The sequence below is a fragment of the Actinomadura syzygii genome (genome assembly GCF_008085905.1).
GTDB classification, from domain to species: domain Bacteria; phylum Actinomycetota; class Actinomycetes; order Streptosporangiales; family Streptosporangiaceae; genus Spirillospora; species Spirillospora syzygii.
This window is the reverse complement of the sequence record NZ_VSFF01000011.1, coordinates 365,622-380,709: the sequence shown is the minus strand read 5'-3', so window position 1 is coordinate 380,709 and position 15,088 is coordinate 365,622. Positions and strand designations below refer to the sequence as shown.

General features: G+C 71.7%; 12 protein-coding genes. 8 read left to right on the top strand and 4 right to left on the bottom strand.

From position 1 onward, the window contains the following. The first annotated feature begins 31 nt into the window (after nt 1-31). Nucleotides 32-1,654: a cytochrome bc1 complex cytochrome b subunit gene (qcrB, locus tag FXF65_RS29690; protein ID WP_148353340.1), complete on the top strand. Its 1,623-nt coding sequence runs from the start codon at nt 32-34 to the stop codon at nt 1,652-1,654. Between the two features lie 13 nt (nt 1,655-1,667). Here the strand turns inward: qcrB and ctaD are convergent, their stop codons facing one another. Continuing rightward, nucleotides 1,668-3,341 carry an aa3-type cytochrome oxidase subunit I gene (ctaD, locus tag FXF65_RS29685; protein WP_148353339.1) on the bottom strand — a complete coding sequence of 558 codons (1,674 nt, stop codon included), beginning with the start codon at nt 3,339-3,341 and terminating at the stop codon, nt 1,668-1,670. 132 nt (nt 3,342-3,473) lie between these two features. Between ctaD and FXF65_RS29680 the strand changes: the two genes are divergently transcribed. Both FXF65_RS29680 and FXF65_RS29675 read left to right on the top strand, forming a co-directional pair. Continuing rightward, nucleotides 3,474-3,926 (top strand): YbhB/YbcL family Raf kinase inhibitor-like protein, encoded by a 453-nt coding sequence (locus FXF65_RS29680; protein WP_148353338.1) that lies wholly within the window; start codon nt 3,474-3,476, stop codon nt 3,924-3,926. Nucleotides 3,927-4,010: 84 nt separating this feature from the next. Further along, on the top strand, nt 4,011-5,198 hold the full coding sequence (locus FXF65_RS29675; RefSeq protein WP_148353337.1) for a zinc-dependent alcohol dehydrogenase: 1,188 nt from the start codon (nt 4,011-4,013) through the stop codon (nt 5,196-5,198). 52 nt (nt 5,199-5,250) lie between these two features. Here FXF65_RS29675 and FXF65_RS29670 read toward each other — a convergent pair whose 3' ends face one another. Further along, a complete protein-coding gene (locus FXF65_RS29670; RefSeq protein ID WP_148353336.1) occupies nt 5,251-7,353 on the bottom strand; it encodes a catalase in 2,103 nt (700 codons plus the stop codon). Nucleotides 7,354-7,601: 248 nt separating this feature from the next. Between FXF65_RS29670 and FXF65_RS29665 the strand changes: the two genes are divergently transcribed. From FXF65_RS29665 to FXF65_RS29655, 3 genes are all read left to right on the top strand, one after another. Continuing rightward, nucleotides 7,602-7,958, top strand: a complete 357-nt coding sequence (locus FXF65_RS29665) for a histone-like nucleoid-structuring protein Lsr2 (RefSeq protein ID WP_148353335.1) — start codon at nt 7,602-7,604, stop codon at nt 7,956-7,958. Nucleotides 7,959-7,975: 17 nt separating this feature from the next. Beyond that, nucleotides 7,976-8,305, top strand: a complete 330-nt coding sequence (locus FXF65_RS29660; protein WP_067885554.1) for a histone-like nucleoid-structuring protein Lsr2 — start codon at nt 7,976-7,978, stop codon at nt 8,303-8,305. Between the two features lie 300 nt (nt 8,306-8,605). Beyond that, nucleotides 8,606-10,447 carry a CASTOR/POLLUX-related putative ion channel gene (locus FXF65_RS29655; RefSeq protein WP_148353334.1) on the top strand — a complete coding sequence of 614 codons (1,842 nt, stop codon included), beginning with the start codon at nt 8,606-8,608 and terminating at the stop codon, nt 10,445-10,447. Between the two features lie 10 nt (nt 10,448-10,457). Here FXF65_RS29655 and FXF65_RS29650 read toward each other — a convergent pair whose 3' ends face one another. Together FXF65_RS29650 and FXF65_RS29645 are read right to left on the bottom strand one after the other, a co-directional pair. Continuing rightward, nucleotides 10,458-11,462, bottom strand: coding sequence for a hypothetical protein (locus FXF65_RS29650; RefSeq protein ID WP_148353333.1), 1,005 nt, complete (start codon nt 11,460-11,462; stop codon nt 10,458-10,460). A 95-nt stretch (nt 11,463-11,557) separates the two neighbouring features. After that, the gene (locus FXF65_RS29645) at nt 11,558-12,517 is read right to left on the bottom strand and encodes an MBL fold metallo-hydrolase (RefSeq protein WP_148353332.1); all 960 of its coding nucleotides are present in this window, start codon (nt 12,515-12,517) and stop codon (nt 11,558-11,560) included. 153 nt (nt 12,518-12,670) lie between these two features. On the opposite strand from FXF65_RS29645, the gene FXF65_RS29640 reads away from it, so the two are divergent. Together FXF65_RS29640 and FXF65_RS29635 are read left to right on the top strand one after the other, a co-directional pair. Continuing rightward, nucleotides 12,671-14,020, top strand: a complete 1,350-nt coding sequence (locus FXF65_RS29640; protein ID WP_148353331.1) for a hemolysin family protein — start codon at nt 12,671-12,673, stop codon at nt 14,018-14,020. Beyond that, on the top strand, nt 14,017-15,036 hold the full coding sequence (locus FXF65_RS29635; RefSeq protein WP_148353330.1) for a CNNM domain-containing protein: 1,020 nt from the start codon (nt 14,017-14,019) through the stop codon (nt 15,034-15,036). The genes FXF65_RS29640 and FXF65_RS29635 overlap by 4 nt, the downstream gene beginning before the upstream one ends. Nucleotides 15,037-15,088 lie beyond the last annotated feature (52 nt).

Below are 15,088 nucleotides of genomic sequence, written 5' to 3'. Positions count from 1 at the left end.
CGTTGATCAGTGCGCGGCCTGGGGGGACGCGATGGCGGGACGGAAGGGCGCGGCAAGGGCCGAGCGGCTTCAGGACGTCGCCTGGGGCGTCAACGACCGCCTCGGCTCCACCGAGTTCCTCCGCCGGAACCTGCGGAAGGCGTTCCCGAAGCACTGGTCGTTCCTGCTCGGCGAGATCGCGCTGTACTCGTTCATCGTCCTGCTCATCACCGGCGTTTACCTGACGCTGTTCTTCCGGCCGGGCGGCATGACCGTCGTCTACGGCGGCTCGTACGCGCCGCTCCGGGGGATCAGGATGAGCGAGGCGTACGAGTCCACCGTGCACCTGTCGTTCGACGTGCGGGGCGGGCTGCTGATGCGGCAGATCCACCACTGGGCGGCGAACCTCTTCCTCGCGGCGATCTCGATCCACCTGATGCGGATCTTCTTCACCGGCGCGTTCCGCAAGCCCCGCGAGATCAACTGGCTGATCGGCGTCACGCTGTTCGGGCTGGCGCTGGCCGAGGGGTTCGCCGGGTACTCGCTGCCCGACGACCTGCTGTCCGGCACCGGGCTGCGGATCATGCAGGGCATCGTGCTGTCCATCCCGCTGATCGGGACGTACGCGAGCCTGTGGGTCTTCGGCGGCGAGTTCCCGGCGAGCGAGACGTTCATCCCGCGGCTGTTCACGGTGCACATCCTGCTCGTCCCTGCCCTGCTGCTCGTGCTCATCACCGCGCACCTGATGATCCTCTGGCACCAGACGCACACGATCTGGCCCGCGCGGGGACGCCGCGAGCGGGCGGTCACCGGCGAGCCGACGTTCCCGAGCTTCGCCGCGCAGAGCGCCGCCTACTTCCTCTACACCTTCGGCGTGCTCGCGCTGCTGGCGACGGTCGCGCAGATCAACCCCATCTGGCTGTACGGGCCGTACGAGCCGGACCAGGTGTCCACCGGCTCGCAGCCCGACTGGTACGTCGGGTTCCTCGAAGGGTCGCTGCGCATCATGCCCCCCGCGTCGACGACCCTGTTCGGGCACACGGTGTCGTGGAACGTGCTGCTGCCCGCCGTCGTCCTGCCGGGCGTGTTCCTGACGCTCATCGCGCTCTACCCGTTCGTGGAGCGCTGGGCGACGGGAGACGAGCGCCTGCACCACCTGCTGGACCGTCCGCGCAACGCCGCGACCCGGACGGCGATCGGCGCCGCGGTCATCGCCTGGTACGGGAACCTGTGGGCGGCGGGCGGCAACGACGTCATCTCCGAGGTGTTCCACATCCGCCTCTTCTGGACGACCTGGTTCTTCCGCGTCGGCTTCTTCCTCGCCCCGCTGCTGGCGTTCACCGTGGCCCGGCGGGTCTGCCTCAGCCTGCAACGCCGCGACCTGGACAAGCGCGAGGAGGGCGTGGAGAGCGGCCTCGTCTCGCTGACCCCGGACGGCGGCTTCACCGAACGGCACGAGCGGCCGTCCGCCGACGAGCGGGCCCTGCTGCGGACGCGGCGGCCCGGCGAGCTCGTCGCGCCGTACCCGCACCACGTGATCCCGCTGCCGACGCCCGACCGCGCCCGCACCCAGATCCGGACGCGCGTCAACCGCTTCTACCTCAACTACCAGAGCGAGGCCGACGGCGGCGGCCAGGGCGACCTGAGCCACGACTCCCACCGGGACGGTGAGTAGCGAGCGGAGCGCGTCAGTCGGGCAGGGCGAGCTCGGCCTGCCCGGGCGGCTCCTTCGGCGGGTAGTGCAGGTCGAACGCCGGGCGCAGCGACCGGATCCGCGGCATCGACGTGAAGTTGTGCCGCGGCGGCGGGCACGACGTCGCCCATTCCAGCGAGCCGCCCGCGCCCCACGGGTCGTCCACGGAGACCTTCGCGCCGCGCCGCCAGGTGAGCAGGACGTTCCACAGGAACGCGAACGTCGACGCGCCGAGGATGAACGACCCGACCGACGAGACGAGGTTCAGCGTGGCGAACTGGTCGGCGTAGTCGGCGTACCGGCGCGGCATGCCCTCCGCTCCCAGCCAGTGCTGGACGAGGAACGTCGTGTGGAAGCCGATGAACAGCGTCCAGAAGTGGATCTTCCCCCAGGTCTCGTTCAGCATCTTCCCGGTCATCTTCGGCCACCAGAAGTAGAAGCCGCCGAACATGGCGAACACCACCGTCCCGAACAGGACGTAGTGCAGGTGGCCGACGACGAAGAACGAGTCGGTGAGGTGGAAGTCCAGCGCCGGGGACGCGAGGATCACCCCGGTCAGCCCGCCGAACAGGAACGTCGTGAGGAACCCGAGCGCGAACAGCATCGGCGTCTCGAACGTCAGCTGGCCCTTCCAGAGCGTCCCGACCCAGTTGAAGAACTTGATCCCGGTCGGCACGGCGATCATGAACGAGGTGATCGAGAAGAACGGCAGCAGCACCTGCCCGGTGGCGAACATGTGGTGCGCCCAGACCGTCATCGACAGCCCGCTGATCGCGATGGTCGCGGCGACCATGCCGAGGTAGCCGAACAGCGGCTTGCGCGCGAACACCGGGATGATCTCGGTGACGATCCCGAAGAACGGCACCGCGACGATGTAGACCTCCGGATGGCCGAAGAACCAGAACAGGTGCTGCCAGAGCAGCGCCCCGCCGGTCGCGCCGTCGTAGATGTGCGCGCCGAGCCTCCGGTCGGCCTCCAGCGCGAACAGCGCCGCCGCCAGCACCGGGAACGCGATGATGATCATCAGCGCGGTGAGCAGGACGTTCCAGCAGAAGATCGGCAGCCGGAACATCACCATGCCGGGCGCCCGCATCGCGACGATCGTCGCGATCATGTTGACGCCGGTCAGCGTCGTGCTCACCCCGGACAGGACCAGCCCCATCACCCACAGGTCCTTGCCGTGGCCGGGCGAGAACGTCGCCGAGGTGAGCGGCGAGTAGGCGAACCAGCCGAACGACGCGGCGCCCTCCGGCATCAGGAACCCGGCGAGGACGAGGAGCGCGCCGAACAGGAACAGGTAGTAGCTGAGGGTGTTGAGCCGCGGGAACGCCACGTCCGGCGCGCCGATCTGGAGCGGGACGATCACGTTCGCGAACCCGGCGAACAGCGGCGTCGCGAACAGCAGCATCATGATCGTGCCGTGGATGGTGAACAGCTCGTTGTACCGCTCGGCGCCCATCAGCTGCGTGCCGGGCTCCAGCAGCTCCGCCCGCATCAGCATGGCCATCAGCCCGGCGATCAGGAACATCGTGAACGACGTGGCGAGGTAGAGGTAGCCGACGACCTTGTGGTCGGTCGTCGCGAGGACGTCCCCGATCCGGGTGCCCTTGCGGTGCCGCGCGAGCGCGTCGGCGGCGCTGGTGTCGGTCTCGTCCCGCACGGCCGTCATCCCGGTCCCCTCCCCCTGCTCACGAGCCCATCGGACCGGTTGCCCCGGAGACCCGTTTCAAACGCGGGCCCGCGCGGGGCGCGGGCGGCATCGTTCGCCGGTCACCGGGCACGACGGCGGCATGGAGGAGACATGGAGGAGATGACGCTCACGAGCCCCGCGTTCGCCGACCAGGGCCCGATCCCCGCCGCCCACTCCCACGCCGCCGGGGACGTCTCCCCGGCGCTGCGCTGGACCGGCGTGCCCGCAGCCTGCCTGGAGCTGGTCCTGACCTGCGAGGACCCGGACGCTCCCGGCGGGACCTTCCTGCACTGGGCGCTCGGCGGCATCCCGCCGGAGCGCGACGGGCTCGGCGCCGACGAGCAGCGCCCGCGCATCGCGCGGGGCCGCAACGACTACGGCGACAACGGCTACGGCGGCCCGCAGCCGCCGGTGGGCGACCCGCCGCACCGGTACGTCTTCACGCTGTACGCGCTGCGCAGGCCGTCCGGGCTGACGTCCGGGTTCGCGATCGACGAGCTGCGCGCGGCCGTCCGGCACAACGTCCTGGCGACCGCCGAGCTGGTCGGCACCTACGCCCGCTGACGTTTCGCGCCGCCCGGCCGGGTAGGGCCCTGGAGCGGTCCCCTGGCCGCGTGTTTCCGCGTGTTCGGAGTCGGAGGAGGCTCGATGAAGGCTGTCACCTGGCACGGCAAACGGGACGTCCGGGTCGAGAACGTGCCCGACCCGACGATCAAGGAGCCGGACGACGCGATCATCAGGATCACCTCGTCCGGGATCTGCGGCTCGGACCTGCACCTGTACGAGGTGCTCGGCCCGTTCATGGGCGAGGGCGACATCCTCGGCCACGAGCCGATGGGCGTCGTCGAGGAGACCGGGCCCGAGGTCACGCACGTCAGGCCCGGCGACCGCGTCGTCATCCCGTTCAACATCTCCTGCGGCCGCTGCCACATGTGCGACATGCAGCTCTACGCGCAGTGCGAGACCACGCAGGTCCGCGAGGAGGGCATGGGCGCGGCGCTGTTCGGCTACACCCGGCTGTACGGGCAGGTGCCGGGCGCGCAGGCCGAGTACCTGCGGGTGCCGCAGGCGCAGTTCGGCCCGATCAAGGTGCCGGACGGCCCGCCCGACGAGCGCTTCGTCTACCTGTCGGACGTGCTGCCCACCGCGTGGCAGGCCGTCGACTGGGCCGACCTCCCCGAGCGCGGGACGCTCACCGTCCTCGGCCTCGGCCCGATCGGCCAGATGGCGGCGCGCATCGCGCGGGTGCTCGGCCACCGGGTGATCGGGGTGGACCTCGTCCCGGAGCGGCTGGAGATGGCGCGGCGGCACGGCATCGAGGTGATCGACGCCGACGACGCGGACGACGTCCCGGACGCGGTCCGGCAGACCACCGGCGGCCGGGGCCCCGACTCGGTGATCGACGCGGTCGGCATGGAGGCGCACGGCTCGCCGGGCGCGAAGTTCGCGCAGACCCTCACCGGGCTGCTGCCGGGCAACTCCGCCGCGCCGCTGATGTCGCGCGTCGGGGTGGACCGGCTCGCCGCGCTGACCACCGCGATCGAGACCGTCCGCCGGGGCGGGACGATCTCCGTCATCGGCGTGTACGGCGGCATGACCGATCCGTTGCCGATGCTGCGCATGTTCGACAAGGGCATCGCCCTCCGGATGGGCCAGGCGCACGTCAAGAAGTGGATCGGCGACCTGCTCCCACTGGTGACCGACGACGCCGATCCGCTCGGCGTGATGGACCTCGCGACCCACCGGCTGCCGCTCGCGGACGCGCCGCGCGCCTACGAGATGTTCCAGAAGAAGCAGGACGGCGCGATCAAGATCCTCCTCCAGCCGAGCACCTGACACACGCGAGAGCCCGGGCGCGACGCGCCCGGGCTCTCGCACACCCGACCGTTCAGGCGGGCACGTGGTCCTTCTTGCGCGTCCAGTGCCGGTGCTCCTTGACCGCGTCGAGCAGCTCGGCCGCGAAGTCGCCGCTCGGCCCCGTCGCGGTGACGACGCCGCTGTCGCTGACCGTCCCGCCGCCGTCCGAGGCGATCTGCACGCCGTTGATCCCGGCGCGCTGCAGCAGCCCGATGCCCGCGTCGAGCGCGCCGACCGCCTTGCAGTGGACGAACGCCTCCGCGACGAAGTGCACGGCGTCGCCGTCCTCCGAGAGCGTCTGGACGCTCTGGTCGCCGCCCGGCACGAGCACCGCGTCGTACAGGACGGACGCCACGGTCGGCATCGCCCGCGTCACCTCGACCTGGCCGCCGTTCGCGGCCTGGAGGAACCCGTCCTTCGCGGCGAGGACCTCGCACACGGCCCCGGCGTCCGTCAGCGCCTCGCCGACCGCCGCGACCGCCGCCGAGTCGACCCCGTTCGCGGCGAGGATCGCGATCTTGCGCCCGCGCACCGAGTCGGCGCGGGCGTGCGCCTGGCTGAGCGCGGGCGAGCTGCGGCCGTGGTTGGCGCCCGCGGGCGCCTGCGGCGGTTCCACCCCGACGCCCTCCGCGACCGCGACGGCGAGGTCGTGGTCGACGTGGTTGAGCTGCTCCACGACCCCCTCCCGGACGTGCTTCCGCTCGCACTTGCCGAGCTCGAACCGGAACGCGCCGATGATGTGCTCCCGCTCCCAGTCGGCCATGCTGTTCCAGAACAGCGTCGCCTGCGAGTAGTGGTCGGCGAAGCTCTCGCTCCGCTTGCGGACGACGTCGCCGTCCACCCGCTCCTGGTAGTGGGTGAAGGAGCCTTCGCCGCCGACCACCGGGCACCCGCCCGACAGCGAGTTCTTGTGGTAGCTGGCCTGGCCCCGGTGGATGTCCATCTGGTGGTAGCCGTCGCGGTGGTGGTTGCGGACGTCGGCCACCGGGCGGTTCACCGGGATCTGCGGGAAGTTCGGCCCGCCGAGCCGGATCAGCTGCGTGTCCAGGTAGGAGAACAGCCGCGCCTGGAGCAGCGGGTCGTTGGTGAAGTCGATGCCGGGCACGACGTTGCCGATGCAGAACGCGACCTGCTCGGTCTCGGCGAAGAAGTTGTCCGGGTTGCGGTCCAGGGTCAGGGTGCCGACCGGCCGCACCGGCACCTCCTCCTCCGGAATGATCTTGGTCGGGTCGAGCAGGTCGAACCCGAACCGGTGCTCGTCCTCGACCGGGACGAGCTGGACGCCGAACTCGTACTCCGGGAAGTCGCCCGTCTCGATCCGCTCCCACAGGTCGCGGCGGTTGAAGTCGGGGTCCTTGCCCGCGATCTTCTGCGTCTCGTCCCAGGCGAGCGAATGCGTACCGAGCTTCGGCCGCCAGTGGAACTTCACGAACGTCGGACGCCCCTCGGCGTTCACCAGCCGGAACGTGTGGACGCCGAACCCCTGCATCATCGCGTAACTGCGCGGCAGGGCGCGGTCCGACATCAGCCACATCATCATGTGCATCGTCTCGGGCTGGAGCTGAACGAAGTCCCACAGCGTGTCGTGCGCGGACGACGCCTGCGGCATCTCGTTCGGCGGCTCCGGCTTCACCGCGTGCACGAAGTCGGGGAACTTGATGCCGTCCTGGATGAAGAACACCGGCATGTTGTTGCCGACGAGGTCGAAGTTCCCCTGCCCCGTGTAGAACTTCGTCGCGAAGCCGCGGACGTCGCGGACCGTGTCCGCCGACCCGCGCGAACCCGCGACAGTTGAGAACCGTACGAACACCGGCGTGGACAAGGACGTGTCGCGCAGGAACTCGGCGGTCGTGTAGTCGGCGAGCGACTCGTGCAACTGGAAATGGCCGTAGGCGCCCGCGCCGCGCGCGTGGACGACCCGTTCCGGAATCCGCTCGTGGTCGAAATGGGTGATCTTCTCGCGGAGATGGAAGTCCTCGATCAGGGTCGGGCCGCGTTCGCCCACGGTCAGCGAGTTGTCGGTGTCGTCGACCCTGATTCCCTGGTCGGTGGTGAGCCGCGCGTCCTCCGGGCTCACCCGCCGACGCTGCAACTGCTCCTGCTTGCGGTCCTCCCGGCCGGCGGGGTTGGCCATTGTCAGCTCCCTCGGTGGTGAATGGACACTGGGGCGGCTACCCCGCCAAATCGGGGACATGCGGGCTTTGACCGGACTTTGATTTCCCCCCCCGCCCGCCGGGCGGTCCGCCGCCGACCGGGCGGCCGGACGCGCCCGGCGTCCGCACCGGCCGACCTCGCCTTCCTCGCCCCTTCCCGCCCCCTTCCGCTGGAATCCGCTACGGTCGGGGCTGCCGCGCAGGCCAGGGGAAGGAAGACTGAGTACACATGGCCGAGAAGGTCATTAAGGTGGACGACATCGACGGCGCCGAAGGCGGCGATGTCGCAAAGCGGGACTTCCAAGTCCTGGGCCGGACGTTCACGATCGACTTGAGCGACGACAACTTCAGCCGCCTGAACGGGACGCTGGACGCGCTCGCGCCCTTCATCGAGAACGCCGTCGAGGTGAAGCCCGCGGGGAAGGGCCGCAAGTCGCCCGCCGCGAAGATCAAGGGCTACACGAACGGCGATGTCCGGGCTTGGGCATTGCGAAGTGACATCGAAGTCTCCGAACGTGGCAAGATATCGGATGAGGTCTATGCTGCATTCATCGAGGCACATCCGGACGCGAAGCCGGAGGCATAGCTAGAGGGAGTCCCCGCATGGCACAGAAGGTCGAAGTCCTTCTCGTGGATGACATCGACGGAGGAGAGGCCGACGAGACCGTCAGCTTTTCCATCGATGGCACCGCATACGAGATCGACCTGAGCAAGAAGAACGCCGCCAAGCTGCGCAACGGCCTGGAGCCGTTCGTCGCCGGCGCCCGCAAGGCGCGCAGGCCCGCCGGACGCGGTGGCCGCGCCACCCGCACCGCGGGCAGCCGCGAGCGCTCCGCCGAGATTCGAGAGTGGGCGAAGAGCCGCGGCATCAAGGTCAATGAGCGGGGCCGTATCCCCGCCAATGTGATCGAGCAGTACGAGGCCGCGCACTAGCGGTCGCGCGCGCCGCCGGGCGAAGTTCCGGCAGGGCGTCAGGGGCCGGGGTGGGGAATTTTCTCCGCACCCCGGCCCCTTGCGTGCGCATCGGGCAAATCGCCTTTTCGGTACCGCATTCCCCGCGCCGGGACCGCGCCGCGAACCGGCGGCGGCACCGAACCGCTCCAGAAGGGGGAGAATGCCGGGAATGGTGCGAGACAACACAATAGGCTCGCCGCAGGGGAACGGCCGAGGGGGCAGACCGGCTTGAGAGGCGCGACGCGACGGGACCGTGTCCGTTACTGGTTCGACACCACGATGTCCAAGGGGACGCCGGCGCTGATCGGCTGGCTCGCCCTCGCGTCGGCGGGGCTCGTGCTGGTGGTGGCGACGGCGGCGGTGCTCGTCGCGCCGCGCGACAGCGACGAGAACGGGCACTGGCCCGGCATGGTGTGGCGCAGCCTGCTCCGCACGCTCGACCCGGGGACGATGGGCGGCGACAGCGGCACCGGACCGTTCCTCGCGCTGATGCTGGTGTCCACGATCGGCGGGATCTTCATCGTCAGCTCGCTGATCGGCGTCCTCACCACCGGCCTGGAAGCCAAGATCACCGAGCTGCGGAAGGGCCGGTCGCGGATCGTCGAGCACGGGCACACCGTGCTGCTCGGCTGGTCCGAGCAGGTGTTCACGGTGGTCGCCGAGCTGGTGGAGGCGAACCAGAGCAAGCGCCGCTCGTGCGTGGCGATCCTCGCCGACCGCGACAAGGTCGAGATGGAGGACGCGATCCGCGCCCGCGTCGGCGACCTCGGCCGCACCCGGATCGTGTGCCGCACCGGCGACCCGCTGAAGGTCGCGGACGTGGAGCTCGTCTCCCCCGGCACCGCCCGCTCCATCATGATCGTCACGCCGGAGGCGGACGACGCCGACACGCGCGTCATCAAGGTGCTCCTGTCGCTCGGCGCCCGGACGTGGGGCCGCAGCCGCCCGCACGTGGTCGCCGCCGTGCACGACTCGGCGAACCTGCCCGCGGCGCGGCTCGCGGGCGGTCCGTCCGCGCACGTGATCGACGCCGACGACGTCGCGATCCGGCTGATCGTCCAGTCGCACCGGCAGTCGGGGCTGTCTCAGGTGTGCACCGACCTGCTCGACTTCGCGGGCCACGAGTTCTACATGCGCGCCGAGCCCGCGCTGACCGGGTCGACGTTCGGCGAGTCGCTGTCGGCGTACGAGCTGGGCGTCCCGTCCGGGCTGCGCCGCGCCGACGGGACGGTCCTGCTGAACCCGCCGATGGACACGGTGATCCGGGAGGACGACGAGGTCATCGTCCTGGCCGAGGACGACCTGCTGATCCGGCTGGCCGCGACGCCCGCGCCGCCCGTCAGGGAGTCGGCGATCACGACGGCGACCGTCCGGCCGCCGGTGCCCGAGCGGACGCTGATGCTCGGCTGGAACCACCGCGCCCCGAAGATCATCGAGCTGCTGGACGAGTTCCTCGCGCCCGGCTCCGCCCTCGTCGTCGCCGCGCCGCGCGAGGACCCGACCGACGACCTGCGCCCGCCCGCGAACCTCAAGCTCGGCTTCACCCGCGCCGAGCCGACCGAGCGGCCGTCCCTCGAATCCCTGGACGTCGGCTCCTACCAGCGCGTGATCGTCCTGTCCGAGGAGGGCTACGACCGGGAGCACGCCGACGCCCGCACCCTGGTCACGCTGCTGCACCTGCGCGACATGGAGGACGCGCTGGGCGACCCCTCGTCCCCCGACCCGTTCGCGATCGTCAGCGAGATCAACGACGACGCCAACCGGGAGATCGCGCAGGTCACCAAGGCCGACGACTTCGTCGTCAGCGAGAAGCTGATCAGCCTGATGCTGACCCAGTTGAGCGAGAACCGGCACCTGTACGACGTGTTCGCCGACCTGCTCGACCCGGCCGGGTCCGAGATCTACCTCAAGCCCGCCTGCGACTACCTCGCGCCGGGCGTCGAGGCCGACTTCGCGACGCTGATCGAGTCGGCGCGGCGGCGCGGGGAGGTCGCGCTCGGGTACCGGCTGACCGCGCGGTTCCACGAGCCGCCCGGCTACGGCGTCGTCCTGAACCCGGACAAGACGGCCCCGCTGACGCTGTCCGCCGACGACCGGGTGATCGTGCTCGCCGAGAACTGACCGCGGCGCGTCACTCGCCGGGGAGCGTGAGGTCGCGGCCCGCGCGCAGGGCGCTCGTGACGCGGTCGCGCAGCGCCCGCTCGGCGTGGTGCGCGTCGTCGGCCATCCCGCGGATCTCCGCGCCCGCCATCTCGTCCCCGACCGTGCCGGCGAGCAGGTCGCGGTAGCGGGCGTTCTGCTCGGGCAGCCCTTGCAGGACGCGCGACTCGTGGTAGGCGTCGTCGGCCTCCCCCGCCCGCCGCGCGTACGCCTCCAGCGCCTCGATCCGCCCGGTGACGGAGCGGACGGACGCCGCCAGCGCCCGGTCCTGCGGTTCGAGCAGGGCGCGCACGCGCGGGGACAGCCGCTCGGGCTGCTGCGCGACGCGTTCCCCGCGCAGCCGGGTGTGCTCGGCGAGCACGCACGCGATCTCCCATTCCTGCCGTGGCAGGACGACGGTGTTGTTGACGTCGTCGAGGAGCCCGGCGCCGTGCGACCGCGACCCGAGGACGGCGTCGACGGCCCGCTGCGCCCGGACGAGCAGCCGCGCCGCGGGCCCGTCGAAGTCGCCCGGCAGCAGGTAGGAGCCGTGGTGCTCGCGCGCGGCGCGGGCGGCGGCGGGCTCGCGGACGTACCGCAGCGCGCCGGCCGTCCACCCGGTGAAGCTCACGGCGGCGAGCAGGAGGGCCGCCTCGTCCTGCCCGAGGAGCAGCAGGAGGATCTGCAGGGCCGGCGTGACCATCATCGCGACGACGGGCGCCCTCCCCCACCGCGCGGCGCCGCCGACGAGGTCGTCCCCGTCGAGCGAGGCGAGCAGGAACAGCCGCAGCCACCCGCCGGGCAGCACGCCGTAGAAGAACGCGAACGCCGGTATCCAGAGCAGCCGCGCGACGACCGTGGCGGGGCGGAGCCGGGGCAGGGGCGGCGCGGGCTGGCAGGCCGGGACGAGCCGCTCCGGCGCGGCGGCGAGGACGGCGCGGTCGTCGCCGGGGACGCCGGGGTCGAACACCGGACGGGGGCGGATCTCCTCATTCATGGGCACTCCCCACCGACCCTAGGCAGGCGGGCGGCCCGGCTCCACGAATGTCACGGGATCCGGACATCGGACGCTGCCGCGGGCCCATCGCCGGGTCAGTCCTGTAGCGCGGCCCAGACCTCGCGGTCGCGGTCGGCCGTCCAGATCCGGGGACGTTCGACGCCGTCCATCTCGTCCCAGAGGCGGGACACGTCGAACGGCAGGCAGTGCTCGAAGATCGGCCAGCGGCCGTAGGCGGGCGCGAGCGCGGCGTGGACGGCCTCGAAGGCGTCCCTGAGCGCACCGCCCGCGTCTTTGACGCGGCCGGTCTCGCGGATCATCGTGTCCAGGAAGTCGCGGGTCTGCGCGACGGCGGCGGCCGCCTCGTCCCGGCCGTGCGCGACGGCGCCGCGCCCGCCGACGAGCGTCTCCGCGCCGAACGAGGCGACGTGGTCGAGCGTGCCCGTCGCCCATTCGCGGTGGAAGGCGTCCCCGGTGTAGAGGGCGGCCTGCGTCTCGACGAGGTCCCCGGCGAACAGGATGCGGTGCCGGGGCAGCCAGGCGACGATGTCGCCCTCGGTGTGGCCGCGTCCGCAGTAGGCGAGGTCGAGGTCGCCGCGGTCGCCGCCGAGGTCGATGGTGAGCGTGCTGGAGAACGTCGTGGTCGGCCAGGTGAGGCCGGGGATGCCGTCCGGGTCCTTGAACAGCCGGGGCATCCGGCCGAGCTCCGACTCCCAGTCCTGCTTGCCGCGCTCGGCGATCAGCGAGCGGGTGCGGTCGTGGGCGATGATCACCGGGGCGTTGAACGCGCTGGCGCCCAGCGTCCGGACGGCGTGGTAGTGCGACAGGACGAGGTACCGGATCGGCTTGTCGGTGTGCGCCCGCAGCACCGTGAGCCAGTCCCGGGCGGCGGCGGGCGTGGCGAGGGCCTCGAAGCAGACGAGGAAGTCCTCGCCCTCGACGGCGCCGATGTTCGGGTCGCCCTCGGCGGTGAGCGCGTACACGCCGTCGGCCAGGATCTCCAGGGTCGGGGTCTTGTCGCCCAGATCTGCGGACGACGCGAACGGCTTGGGCATGGGCGCCCCCTCGCATCCGGTGGCCGCGGCCTCTGCTCGTTCATGGTTCATTCCACGCAGAGCGGTAGATAACCGTCCTGATCTTCCGATGGGAGAGGGACGCATGACGGGTAGGTAGATCTCGCACATCGACCGGAGACGAAGGGAGACAGGGTGATCGCGGGGCTGGGGCTGCTGGCCGTCCTCGTGCTGACCGTCGCGACGGGCTACTTCGTGGCGCAGGAGTTCGCGTTCGTCACGGCGGACCGTCCGGTGCTCGACGCCCGCGCGGCGGAGGGCGACCGGGCCGCCGAGCGGGCGGTGCGGGTCATGGGACGGCTGTCGTTCATGCTGTCCGGGGCGCAGCTCGGCATCACCGTCACCGCCCTGGTCGTCGGGTTCATCGCGAAGCCCGCGCTGGGCGGCCTCATCGACCCGGCGCTGGACGCGGCCGGGGTCCCGGCGGCGCTGTCCGGCGGGCTCGCGGTGGCGCTCGGGTTCGGGTTCGCGACCGTCCTGCAGATGGTGCTGGGCGAGCTGTTCCCGAAGAACCTGGCGCTGGCGAAGGCGGAGCCGATGGCGCGGGCGCTGGCCGCGTCCACGCTCGCGTACCTGACGGTGGCCGGGCCGCTGATCAGGCTGTTCGACGCGGCGGCGAACCGGCTCGTCCGCGCGGTCGGCATCGAGCCGGTCGAGGAGCTGCACCACGGCGCGACGCTGGAGGAGCTCGGGCACATCATCGGCGAGTCCGGCGAGAAGCTCCAGGCGGGCCACGCCGACCTGCTGGAGCGCGCCCTCGTGTTCGCCGAGCTGGACGCCGAGGAGGTGATGATCCCCCGCGTGGACGTGGTGACCGTGCCCGCGTCCGCCCGCGCCGCCGAGCTCGACGAGGTGATCCTGGCGAGCGGGCACTCCCGGTACCCGGTCGTCGGCGACAGCGTCGACGACCTCGTCGGCGTCGTCGGCCTCGCGGAGCTGATCCGGCTCGCCCCGGCCGAGGCGGAGCGCACCGAGGTCCGCGCGATCGCGCGGGAGCCGCTGCTGCTGCCGTCCTCGCTGCCGCTGCCGGACGTCGTCCTCCGGCTGCAGGGCGCCGCCGCGCCGTTCGCCTGCGTGGTGGACGAGTACGGCGGCTTCGCGGGCATCGTGACCTGGGAGGACGTGTCCGAGGAGCTGGTCGGTGAGATCGCCGACGAGAACGAGCCCGACGAGGACGTCGCGATCCGCACCGGCGAGTGGTGGACGACCGACGCGGGCCTCCGGATGGACGAGGTCGCCCACGAGACGGGCATCGGGCTCCCCGAGGGCGACTACGAGACCGTCGCGGGCCTCCTGCTGAAACGGCTCGGACGGGTGGCGCGGCGCGGCGACGTCGTGACGATCGACCTCCAGCCGGACCGGCTGGACGAGCCCGCCCGCACCGCCGTGATCGAGGTGCTGACCGTCCGGCGGCACGTGCCGGGGCTGATCCGCGTCCGCACCGTCGTGCGGGCGTCGGAGGACGAAAGGGAGGAGCAGCGATGAACCTGGCTCTCGGCGCGCCCGTCACGCTCGCGCTGCTCGCCGCGAACGGCTTCTTCGTCGCCACCGAGTTCGCGCTGGTCGCGGCCCGGCGGCCGCGGCTGGAACGCGCCGCCGCGCGGGGCGGCCGGGCCGCCGCCGCGGCGGTCGCCGGGATCGACGAGCTGTCGCTCACGCTCGCCGGGGCGCAGCTCGGCATCACGATGTGCTCGCTCGGCCTCGGGCTCGTGTCCGAGCCGGTGTTCGCGGAGACGCTCCTCCCGCCGTTCCACGCGGCGGGGCTGCCGTCCGGCGCGGCGCATGCGGTCGCGTTCGTCATCGCGCTGGCGCTCGTGACGTTCCTGCACATGGTCGTCGGCGAGATGGCGCCGAAGTCGGTGGCGATCACCGATCCGGAGCGGTCGGCGGCGGTGCTCGGGCTGCCGTTCCGCGGGTTCGCGACCGTCGTCCGGCCGCTGCTCGCCGCGCTGAACGGGACGACGAACCTGCTGCTGCGGCTCGTCGGCGTCCAACCGGTGAACGCGCGGGAGGTGTCGCGGACGCCGGAGCAGCTGCGCAGCATCGCGCAGGACTCGCGGCGGCTCGGGCTGATCGGCGACACCGAGCTGACCCTGCTCACCGCCGCGCTGGACGCGCCGCGCGCCCCGCTCGCCGAGCTCGTCGTCCCGGTCTCGGAGGTGGTGTCGGTGCCCGCGGCGGCGACTCCGCAGGAGGTGATCGACGCCTCCGTCCAGACCGGCAGCCTGCGGATCGTGCTGCGCGGCGGCAGGCGGTCCGGCTCGGCGCGGATGGTGCACGTCCGGGACGCCTACCTGGCCCGCGCGCGGGGCCGGAAGACCCCGGCGGACGAGCTGGCGCACCCGGTGCCCGCGATGCCGATCGCGACGCCGGTCGGCGAGGCGGTCGCGATCCTGAAACGCCACCACAGCCATCTCGGCCTGGCCGTCACCCCGGACGGGCGCGCCGCAGGTCTCGTCAACCTCGACGATCTCCTCACGACCCTGATCGCCGTCCGCTAGGCACGGCGCGCGTCAACGTGGGTTGACACTCGGGCAGGCGTCAACCTACATT